The sequence below is a fragment of the Syntrophomonas sp. UBA5494 genome (assembly GCF_002426325.1).
This window is the reverse complement of the sequence record NZ_DIPG01000110.1, coordinates 9,201-19,580: the sequence shown is the minus strand read 5'-3', so window position 1 is coordinate 19,580 and position 10,380 is coordinate 9,201. Positions and strand designations below refer to the sequence as shown.

At 50.5% G+C, this 10,380-nt stretch carries 9 protein-coding genes; 2 read left to right on the top strand and 7 right to left on the bottom strand.

The features are described 5' to 3' along the window. Positions 1-85 precede the first annotated feature (85 nt). The 7 genes from ccsB to B3W37_RS12195 all read right to left on the bottom strand — a co-directional run bounded on the left by ccsB (position 86) and on the right by B3W37_RS12195 (position 7,778). The gene (ccsB, locus tag B3W37_RS12225) at positions 86-925 is read right to left on the bottom strand and encodes a c-type cytochrome biogenesis protein CcsB (RefSeq protein WP_483175986.1); all 840 of its coding nucleotides are present in this window, start codon (positions 923-925) and stop codon (positions 86-88) included. After that, positions 912-2,246: a cytochrome c biogenesis ResB family protein gene (locus tag B3W37_RS12220; RefSeq protein WP_483175985.1), complete on the bottom strand. Its 1,335-nt coding sequence runs from the start codon at positions 2,244-2,246 to the stop codon at positions 912-914. Before B3W37_RS12220 ends, ccsB begins: the two co-directional genes overlap by 14 nt. Before the next feature lie 101 nt (positions 2,247-2,347). After that, positions 2,348-3,160, bottom strand: coding sequence for a formate dehydrogenase subunit gamma (locus B3W37_RS12215; RefSeq protein WP_483175983.1), 813 nt, complete (start codon positions 3,158-3,160; stop codon positions 2,348-2,350). Positions 3,161-3,176: 16 nt separating this feature from the next. After that, positions 3,177-3,839: a hypothetical protein gene (locus tag B3W37_RS12210; RefSeq protein ID WP_483169194.1), complete on the bottom strand. Its 663-nt coding sequence runs from the start codon at positions 3,837-3,839 to the stop codon at positions 3,177-3,179. Positions 3,840-3,863: 24 nt separating this feature from the next. Next, positions 3,864-4,493 (bottom strand): TorD/DmsD family molecular chaperone, encoded by a 630-nt coding sequence (locus tag B3W37_RS12205; RefSeq protein ID WP_483169192.1) that lies wholly within the window; start codon positions 4,491-4,493, stop codon positions 3,864-3,866. 54 nt (positions 4,494-4,547) lie between these two features. Beyond that, positions 4,548-5,252 carry a 4Fe-4S dicluster domain-containing protein gene (locus B3W37_RS12200; protein WP_483175981.1) on the bottom strand — a complete coding sequence of 235 codons (705 nt, stop codon included), beginning with the start codon at positions 5,250-5,252 and terminating at the stop codon, positions 4,548-4,550. 15 nt (positions 5,253-5,267) lie between these two features. Continuing rightward, complete coding sequence (locus tag B3W37_RS12195) at positions 5,268-7,778, bottom strand: molybdopterin-dependent oxidoreductase (protein WP_483175979.1); 2,511 nt, start codon at positions 7,776-7,778, stop codon at positions 5,268-5,270. Between the two features lie 472 nt (positions 7,779-8,250). On the opposite strand from B3W37_RS12195, the gene B3W37_RS12190 reads away from it, so the two are divergent. Continuing rightward, positions 8,251-8,955, top strand: coding sequence for a FadR/GntR family transcriptional regulator (locus B3W37_RS12190; protein WP_483175977.1), 705 nt, complete (start codon positions 8,251-8,253; stop codon positions 8,953-8,955). Positions 8,956-9,124: 169 nt separating this feature from the next. Next, on the top strand, positions 9,125-10,380 hold a 1,256-nt coding region (locus B3W37_RS12185), incomplete at its 3' end, for a sigma-54-dependent Fis family transcriptional regulator (RefSeq protein ID WP_483175975.1).

Here is a 10,380-nt window from a genome sequence, read left to right as displayed (position 1 = left end):
TCTATATGGTATGAGTATACGGGGATAGGGACGCGGGGATGGTTACGGCAACCCCGCGTCCCCCATGGGAGAGGGGGAGTTATCATCATGCATAGCTGTGCAAACCGACCAGCCAGTAATTAACCCCGAAGAAGGTGAATAGGACCGCTGCGAACCCGATCACCGCTATTACCGAAGAACGGCGCCCCCGCCAGCCATACGTCTGTCTGACATGCAGGCAGGCTCCATATATCAACCAGGTGATCAAGGACCAGGTTTCTTTAGGATCCCAGCTCCAGTAGGCGCCCCAGGCCTGCTCCGCCCAGATGGCTCCGCTGATGATAACCATGGATAGCAAGAAGAATCCTACAGTAATGAATCGATAGCAGGACTCGTCCAGGACCTCCATGCCGGGCAGTTTTTGAAATAACACCGATGTTGTGGCCTGATTTTTGGTATAGCGCTCCTTTATCAGATACATTACTGCCAGAGCGAAAGATACTGCCAAGGCTCCATAAGAAAGAATAGCCGTAGCGACGTGCACACTGAGCCAGTTGCTCTTTAGGGCCGGCATCAACGGGGTGATCAGCTTTTGATCAGCCGGCATTTCCACCGCTACGTAAGCCAAGAGCACCCACACCACGGGCAAAACAAATAAACCTGCTGCCTTGAGCCGGTATTTATATTGCATCCATAAGTAAAACAATACAATCCCCCAGACAAATGCCACTAAAAACTCATAGCCGTTGGCCAGGGGAATTCTTCCCGCAGTCACCGAGCGAAATATCAAAGCCAGAGTGTTGAACAGCCAGCCAATAGCGGTTATATAATTGGCAAACCGGCTCAAAGCCTGTCTTTTGGCTGCCAAATCCCATACATTAAGCAGGATAGCTGCGGTATATGCAGCAAAAGCAGCACCAAAAGCAAGATCTTCATATGTTCCCATTTAACAGCACCTCTTTATCAGCCAATTCCCGGGGAGCAGTTACCTCCACCCGCTTTATCTCACAGCTTATGGTCTTAATGCTTTCAGCCAGCGCCAACTGGTTTTTGCCGGTGGCGCCGCCTATGGCCACTTCAATCCATGTTCCCTCCTGCTGCAACACCAGCCACAGGCGGTGCGGCCTGAGGAAGAATGACGTCCCCATCCCGACCAGCAGGAAAAATGAACCCAGCCAGATCAAGGGCACTCCAGGGTCTTTTTTAACCAGCAAGCCTGTGTAAGGCAGAGTCTGAACAAATTTGACTGTATTGCCCTCTTCACCAATGCTGATGGGCATAGCAAGTCCAGTCTCGCCCATACTCACATGTTGCCCTCCCTGGAAAACGGCATAGGCCAGCTGCCTGCCGGAAGAGGCGGTTTCCGGGGCTGAACCAGGGCCAGCTGCGGAAGCGGGAAGGTTTGCTGCGACACTGTATTCCGTCCCCGGTATGGCGAAGCGCTGACCCGGCAGTATCAACCCTGAACTGATGATCTTGCCGTCAGGTCCGCCAATAATTACTTCAATGGCCTCACCGTAGCTGGCCTGATAGAATTTAACCCCATGGTAATTCAACGGGTTGTTTACCCCAATAGTTGCGGCTTGCTGGACGTAGCCATCTTCAATGATGCTTACCCGGCTGAAATACCCGGCAGGTGTCGAATCGGCATAGCGCTCGATCCGGAAGTCTTCCACCCGCAGCTCAAACCCTTCTGTTCCCGGTGCGGCTCCCGTCCCGGGAATGTTGTCCAGGCCGAACACAGCTCCCACGGGCGCGTTTATGCTGCCCTGAAACCCGAACAACGCGCCGGCCAAAACCCCTAACATGATAACCAGAAAACTGAAATGGGTGATGACTGATCCCCATACGTGCAAGCGCCCGTGTTCAGCGCCTATCCGCCATTTACCCGGTTCTGGCCGGTCAGACCAGGTTTCATATCCCCGGCTGACAAGCAGTTTAACGATTCTTTCGCCGGCCTCAGCGCAATTGCCGGCTATGACCAAAGCAGCCTGTTCCTTGAGTTGGGCCACGTGCCCGCTTTCCAGCAAGGGCTGGGGGCCTTCTCCACGACGGACGATCGTTTTAAGGCGATAAAAGCTGCAGGCCATCAGATTCAAGGCGGCAAGTATTAATAAGGCCACATACCACCAGGAATGAAACACATCATCGAGCTGCAGCAAGCTGTACCACCGTCCTGCTGAACCGTGCATACCGTGCTGCGGTATAATGGTTCCTGCTATGGAGGCTAGGATGATGACCAGGACCAAAACCAGGCCCGTTTTCATGGATCTGAATTTAGTCAAGCAGCTTTTATCGCCAGACAATAAATCACTTCCTTAAAATGTTTTGATGCCCAGCACCTTCTTGTAGTTCAAGAGGCCTGTCGTCACATCAGAGCAAGCGGCAGAAATCCGTACAGGAACCAAATCAGAACCACTGCGTAGACTATCATTTGAATGACAATCAATACTGAACTGCGGCGGAATCTGGAGCCCTCATAAGCGGGCGCTGCGGTGTCCCTACCTACTACCGGCGGGGCGCCATGGCGCAATTCCAGGGGATGGAATTCCTCCATCTCCTCTTGCGAGAATTTTCCGTCCAACCACACCTTGTTCATAGGAAATACCATGGGGCTAAAATGAGCATTATAAAAATGCCACACAAAAATAGCCATAATGGCCAGCATGGCTTCATCGCTGTGGGCTATTTGAGCACAATCGATGAAGGTGCGGGATACGAACCGTGCGGATATATGAGGAAACCACAATATCAACCCGGAACCGACCATAATGGCGATGCCCCAGAAGACCGCCCAGTAATCGAATTTCTCTTTATAGGAATAGCGGTCAAATTTTGCTGCCTGTTTGGTCATTCCCAAACAGAAGGCCATATGATCCAATAAATCGGTAACATCTTTCATGGTTGGTATCATGGCCTTGGAGCTTTCTTTAGCCACGAATTTGCAGAAAACCAGGTATCCCAGATGATATACCGCTGCTATGATCATCACTGCGGCAGCAATTTTGTGTATGGTCATCATGGTGCTGAATCCGCCCAGGAGGGCGCTCAGCTTAACTGCCCAGGCTTTGGCGGCGTACTTTAAGGGAAGCCCGGTTAAAGCCAGGATCAGGAAGCTGGTGAACAGCAAAATGTGCTGCAAACGATGATGTATATTCCACCTCTGATACACACTGCCCACGAAATTTCACCCCTTTCTAGCTCTTTGGGCGTCTGGACCGTTTAAACAGGTGGAACAGCTCCACTTCCATATGCACGATCAGGCCCACTACTGTCAAAATGGTCAGCCAGACGAAGAACTTGAGTGTGTTGTGTTCTGCTATACCGGTGCCAGCGGCCAGAGATTTATGCTCGGTCCCCCTTATGAAGTTCTCCTGCGCTTCCTCATGGCACTTGGCACAGGTTTCCGGCAGCCGGGTAGCTGAATAGGTGGCCTGAGGATCGGATCTAGCCAAGACGTTGTGTGATCCATGGCAGTCGATACAGTTGGCAGTCTCGATACTGCCTAAAAGCAGGCCGCGGCCGTGAACGCTTTCCATATAGGAGTCCAATTCCTCGGCGTGGCAGGCGCCGCAGGTCTCAGGGACACGCTGCGGGGATATCAAGGTTTCCGCAGGGTCTTCATAATTAGGCCTGTAATCCTGGAGATGCTCGCTGCCTATATTAGGATGGCAGGCCAGACAGGAGAAATCACTATGAACTGATGTGGTTATGAACTGCCTCACCTCAGCATGACAACTCAAACAATTCTGATTGCTGAAGTCGGGCTGTTCAGTGTCCGCCAAAGTCAGGCTGGCTGGTGTCAACCCGAACAGAAATACACTCATGATTAAAGCTAATAATAATCTTGATAAGGGCATTGATTGAATCACCCCTTTATGCCTCTAGTTTAAATCAGGCTGCTCCTGCGGTTGAAACATTACTCTGAGCATATCGCCCATGCCTTGGTAAAAAGGAGATCTGGCATGCTGGGAAAGCCGTTCCGCAACACTCAGACCGAAATGGGCAAGATGCCCGGACATGGTTTCCTCCTGCAGCCGTAAAGCCATGTGCTCATTATCGGTATTGCCGCTTTTTATGGCTTCCATTTCCTGGTAGATCAGATATGACATGAACTCAAGCTCCAGAGCGATATGATCCGGCGGCAGTTTGAATTCGCTGCCCGGCCTGATCCCGGCTTCATCGTACAACCTGGCGATGGCAAAGGTGGAATCCTGAAAGAGCTTGCCTTCTTTATAAACCGATTCAAATAGGGGAACCAGTCTAGGTTTGGATACATGGCACATCCGGGTATAGTCCTTTTGCAGATCCAACAGCAAGGCTTCAGTTGAATCGAAAGCAGCAATATAGTCCTTAAATGCCCGGCATCTCTCCTCGGGCAAGTTTTCCATGAGCTGATTATTGAGCAGAGACTCAACGAATTCTTCGTCCGGATAATCCATAGCTTTGGACATCCACGCAAAAACAGCCATATTGGCATTCAGATCTTCCAGTCGTTTATCATCAATATGCATTTTAAAACCCCCTGGCTTTTTATTAAGCGCAATAGAAGCACTTACTCGTCAGGTTTAATCTTCTTTGGCAATCTTGTTTCGTCTGGTGCTGTATTTCTTGAGACCCGCGTAGGCAGCCGCCGCTATTGCCGCTACCCCGACCGCTGTGCCGCCTATGGCTACCGGGCTCATGCCAGCACTGGATTTCTGTACCGCCGGGTAGCCGACCGCAGTGGGATCAGCCTTGGTGAGAATCAGCATATTGGTGCCGCCATTCTCCTCCAGGCCATACAGGTTCAACCCACCGTCCTTGGCCATCTGCTTGGCCTTGGCTACCATGGCCCCTCTTTCCCCGAATTCCAGGGCACCGGTGGGACACACTGTTACACAGGCCGGTATAGCATTCTCATCCTGACCCAGGTTGCGGTGGGCGCACATGCTGCATTTGACGATCTGATTGTTGGGTTGATCCAGCATGGGTACATGGAAAGGGCACTTCTGCACACAGGTGCCGCAGCGGATGCATACATTGGTATCCCATAAAACCGGCCCATAATCAGTCTTGGTCAGGGCCTTTTTGGGGCAGTTGGCCACACAGGTGGGCTCTATGCAATGCATGCAGCGATGGTGATACATGCCCTCATCATTGATCTTCACCAGTGTCCGGGTATTGCCATTGGCGGCTACATCGTGAAGTCTGTTTTCCTGAACGCATTTGTAGAAACAGGTGTTGCATCCCGTACAGAATCTGCTGTCTAGTAGAATCGCATATTGTTTCATATTTCACTACCCTCCCTAGGCTTTTTTGATCCGAACATAAACATCCTCGACCCAGCCCATGCCGGTGGGATCGTGCTGTTTACAGATATTCGGATCCTTCTGCGGAATCAAATCGCCGTCCCGATAACCCCAGACACCGTGCTTAAGCCATTTAGAGCGGTGGCCGATGCCATGGAAGAGCATTACACAGTCATCCCGGGTGATGCGCGAAGACATGAAGACTTTTGATTTTACCGGCCTGGGCAGTTCCGGCATATGCTTGGGATTGGTCTCTAAGATGACCTCATCCCCGTTCTGCAAATTGAGTTTTTGGCCGGCCGCCGGGCTGATCCATACCGCATCGATATTGTTCTTGGCGGAAAGCATGTTGATAACCGGATTATCTATGAAGTTGGGGTCTGCATGCATGTGCCACCCGGCTCTGGTGATGAGCAGGGAGAATTGGTATTCCCCTTCAGACGAGGTCCAGCGGGGTTGGAAGGTGGGCAATCCATCAAAACCAACCTCGGCGAACTCATCGACATACATCTTCACCCGGCCATCAGGTCTGCCATAGCCAATTTCGCGAATGGTTTTGTAGTTCTCGTAAGGCTTTTTATCAATCCAGAAGCCGTTTTTGTTCTGCATGAAATCAGTACCGTCCTCAGCGGCTCCTACCGCTTGCAGGGCCGGGTCTTTCATGTTCCCCTTAATCAACTTGGCAGGATCGCTGCTGCCATCGGTGGTCCAATACTCAGGGGCTAAAGCCATACCTATCATATTAGCCACTTTGCCCCAGCCGATAACATCACCGGGAGGTTTCTGCACCGCATCGCCACCCACCAGGCAAGGCCATTTGGGATAATACTGCCTGATGTCCAGTTTGGATTCTTCATATTGATGGGGAGCCGGCAGTACATAGTCACACCAGTAGGCATTGTCATCAGGGTATAGATTCCAGTCTACCACCAGATCCATCTTTTCCAGAGCGGCTTCAGTCATCTGTGGTTGAATCAAGGCGAACAGGCCGCGATGCGGGCCCTTGAAAAACACCATCTTGGTGGTGCTGCCGTGATAGAGTCCATGCCCTACCATACCGTAATGCCCAGGTGCGCTGAAATCCCTATTCTTATAAATGTTGTCGGTCACCGGGAACTGATTGCGATAGTCAGCCGGGCTGGCGGGTTGTTGGGGATAAGGTTTGACAAGGGGATCCACATCTTCCAGCCAGGGAATCTTAACCCCGGACAGGAACAGCACCGCTCCGTCATGATCCAGAGACCCGGTCAGCATGTGCAGGATATTGATGGTCTGCATCAAGCGCCAGCTGTTGGAGTAGTTCGGTCCGGCCGCGTCGCGCTTCAGGTTGGGTATGCAGACGGTTGGGGCTGCTTGGGCAAACTCGCGGGCTATCCTGTCGATATCCGCAGCAGGCACCTCACTGATTTGTGCGGCCCAATCAGGAGTGCAATCCTTGAGGTTTTCCTGCAGCAATTGCAAGACCGGCTTGGCAGTAACCTGTTTGCCATTATAATCGAAGCTGAACGGTCCGCCATCGAAGGCCATATTATTGCAGTTGTTGACCGGGGCGGGTTTGCCGTCAGCCTGGCTCCAGGCCAGCCAGGTTCCCTGGGCATCAGTTAAGCGTTTTTTGGTCTCCAAATCGATCAAAACTCCGGCATCGCTGTAATCTTTCAAGAAATCAGCCTGATAAAGCTTGTTGTCTATGATCACTTTAGCCATGGCCAGAGCTACTGCCAGGTCGGTGCCGGGCTTAATAGCGTAGTATTCATCAGCCATGCCATCAGCCAGGGGGGTTTTTACCGGATTGAAGAAAATGATTTTAGTGCCGTTGCGTTTCCCCTCCACGATGTGGTTTAATATGCCGGCTTTAGCGGTTTTGCTGAAAGAATCGAAACCGAACCATACCATATATTTGGTCTGACTGTAATCATAACCCCACAATGAATGGGTCACCGTGTAAGTGCTGGAGTAATACTTATTAGGAGGATTGGTGATCATCAAGGAGTTAAGATAATAATGGGTGCCGAAACATTCAGTGCGCTGGTCGCTTCGGGTGACGCCCAGGGAGCGGCACAAACGGTTGCTGTAGGGATCCCCCGGTGAAGCAAACAAAATTTCTTCCCGCTTGTAAGTCTTCATTTTTTCGATGATCTCGTTGACCGCATCCTCCGACTTAACTGTCACCCAGCCGGGGTCTTCCCCTTCACCGCGCTTGGGATTGGTTCTTTTCAATGTAACCAGTAAACGGTCGGGATTGTACATGCCATCTACAAAGCCCAGGGCTTTGATACAGAACTTACCACGAGAAACCGGGTCGTCAGGCCGGCCTTCCAGGGTCAGGGCTCTTTCCAGTCCAGTCACCTGGTCTACCCCCACTATGACATCGTAATGGCAATCACATTCACAAGCCCGGGCACAAACCTGAGGGACTTTTTTCTTAGCCAGGTAGCGGGGTTTTTCCTGGGGATGCTCCCCAAAGGCGTAGGCTACATCGAAGTTCCTCAGCGGGGACTCTATTACCATTAGAGCTGTAGTGATACCGGTCCATTTTAGGAATGACCTTCTGCTTAGTTTTTTGTGAGTATTCATGGCTTCACTCCTTATGTCTCGTTTTGACTGCATTGATGGAAAATAAAGCAACTTTTCCGCGGAAACCTCCTTTTCTTCTATTTCTTTTACCTGGTATGGCGGGCTTTTAAATTAAATTAGGGTTGCAAATTGTATGCCAACCACCGGATGTGCCATAACTCCTGCGTTTGCTGTGCTTTATCGATATCGTTTTAAAAAAATCTTCTCCAGGTAATATCACAGTTGTTACAATCAGATGCCAACTGTTTGTTACACTCTGTCGCCTATTTGTTACAGCTTGCAGATCTATTTCAGTCAACAATCTGGTGGCAATTAATCGAGGCTTATTGTATACTCAACTTAGGATGGTATATTGGTATACCACCTTCCCATTCACACCTCGTATCAAATTAAGGGAGTCAGTAATATGTATAAACCAATTGCCAGAGCACGTGAGGCTCAATCGGTAAGATTATATGAGATCATTATCAAACGGGTTAAGGATATGATCCTGGAAGGCAAGCTCAAAGTAGGCGACAAATTGCCCTCGGAACGTGAACTGGCAGAAATGTTTCAGGTCAGCAGGGTGCCGGTGCGGGAAGCCTTAAAGATAATGGAGTTCATGGAAATTATCCAGTATATCCCCGGGGACGGAGTTTACCTTAAACATGTCGATATCAACGACCTGCTCTCCAAGATTGATTTTATGATAGAAACCAGCAGTGACATCATTTCCGACTTATTTGAAGCCCGGCAGGCCATAGAACTCAAAGCGGTTGAACTGGCCGCCGTCAGACGCACTGAGGCCGATATGCAGGCCATGGACCAAATTCTCCAAGAAATGGAAGACGATATCGCCAGGGGGGGAGACGGCATTCAGGCCGCCACCCAATTCCACACCGCGATAAGTAAAGCATCCAAGAATAAAGTGATAGCGCGTATAAATGACCTTTTGATCACCCTGACGGAGATGTCCCGGGAAAATTCCTTGAGAAAACACGGGTTGGCTCCGGTAGCCCTGCTATCTCACCGGCAAATTCTGCAGATGATTAAAGAGCAGAACGGCCCCGAAGCCAAGAGAATGATGCAAGAACACCTTGACAACACGGAAGAGTCTGCTCGCAGTGATTAGCTGGCTTAAGACGGCAACTGTTTCGAAGTAATACAGGGCTGATGCGGTTCAAAGATATTTAGGTCTGGTTGTATGGGGATTCCCAGATGTTGAGGCATGATTGTTGTTTTACTGGTATACCAATATACCGGTATACGCTAAAGCCGAAAGATTTGATAGAGGTGATTTTATGCCTAAGCCCCAAGCCATTGACACCGTCACATCCAACTTCTCAGATGAGTTTTCCCTCCCCGAAATAGCCTCATCATGGCAGCGTTCGCAACAGGCTGGAGTCGACCCCCACAAGAAATTACACAGCAGCTTCCCTGCGGAAAGAGCTAAATCTGTTGCCGATTATGCCGAACTGATAGATATTGCCGTGGCGGCTATGAACGATATTTATAAATCCGTAAAAGGCAGCGGGTTTCATGTAGTATTGACAGATGAGGAAGGCTGGGTTATCGAAAGCATCCCGCCCCTGAAGCCAATCAGTTTGAATAATTGGAGCGAGGAATTCCTGGGGACTAACGCCCTGGGAACCTCTATACAGATGCAAAAAGCCATACAAATTACCGGATCAGAGCATTTCCATCATGATCTGGCGATCTACACTACCTCAGCGGTACCCATTTTTGATTATCACGGAACCTTAACCCTGGTTTTAGGTCTGATCGGGCCCAGTTACGAAGACCATTCCCGCGTACTCTCCATGCTGCATAAAGTGGTTAAGATTATCGTGAACAAATGGCAGGTGGCCGAGCAGGATAAGCAGCTATCGGTTTACAGCAGGCGCCTTAAAGACATCTTCAATCTCATGGCGGACGGGGTGATTATAGTCACTAATGCCGGCGAAATTGAAGACCTAAATCAGTCGGCGGTCAAAATCCTCGGCAAAAAAGCCCGGGGATACAGCTCCGTAACCTTAAAAAAACTGTTTGAGGGCAAAGCTTGTTTCGATTTAATGCTTAATGCCGGCATTCCTTTTAATGATGTTGAATTGCTCCTGGATTGCCCGACCGGCCGGGTTCATTGCCTGGCATCAGGGCAGCCCAGCCATGACGATAAGGGCAGTATCACCGGCGGCATCATCGTCTTGCACAGCATCGACAGGGTACACCGCCTGGTCAACAGCGTCTGTGGGACCCGGGCGGAGCTAAACTTCGATGACATTATCGGCCTCAGCCACCCCATTAAGGAAACCGTTAAACTCGCCCGGGTTGCTGCCAGTACCATGAGTAATATGATGCTTCAAGGTGAGAGCGGCACCGGAAAAGAGATCTTCGCCCAGGCTATTCATAATCACAGTCCTCGCTGCCAGGGACCTTTCGTGGCCATCAACTGCGGAGCCATTCCCCGGGAACTGATTGGAAGCGAACTATTCGGCTATGTAGATGGCGCATTTACCGGGGCCAGGCGAGGGGGCAAAGCCGGCAAGTTCGAGATGGC

What these genes read in the sequence shown, in the direction of transcription:
- ccsB (WP_483175986.1), bottom strand. Translation starts at nt 925, where the DNA reads ATGGGAACATATGAAGATCTTGCTTTTGGTGCTGCTTTTGCTGCATAT.
- B3W37_RS12220 (WP_483175985.1), bottom strand. Translation starts at nt 2,246, where the DNA reads ATGAAAACGGGCCTGGTTTTGGTCCTGGTCATCATCCTAGCCTCCATA.
- B3W37_RS12210 (WP_483169194.1), bottom strand. Translation starts at nt 3,839, where the DNA reads ATGCCCTTATCAAGATTATTATTAGCTTTAATCATGAGTGTATTTCTG.
- B3W37_RS12205 (WP_483169192.1), bottom strand. Translation starts at nt 4,493, where the DNA reads ATGCATATTGATGATAAACGACTGGAAGATCTGAATGCCAATATGGCT.
- B3W37_RS12200 (WP_483175981.1), bottom strand. Translation starts at nt 5,252, where the DNA reads ATGAAACAATATGCGATTCTACTAGACAGCAGATTCTGTACGGGATGC.
- B3W37_RS12195 (WP_483175979.1), bottom strand. Translation starts at nt 7,778, where the DNA reads ATGGTAATAGAGTCCCCGCTGAGGAACTTCGATGTAGCCTACGCCTTT.
- B3W37_RS12190 (WP_483175977.1), top strand. Translation starts at nt 8,251, where the DNA reads ATGTATAAACCAATTGCCAGAGCACGTGAGGCTCAATCGGTAAGATTA.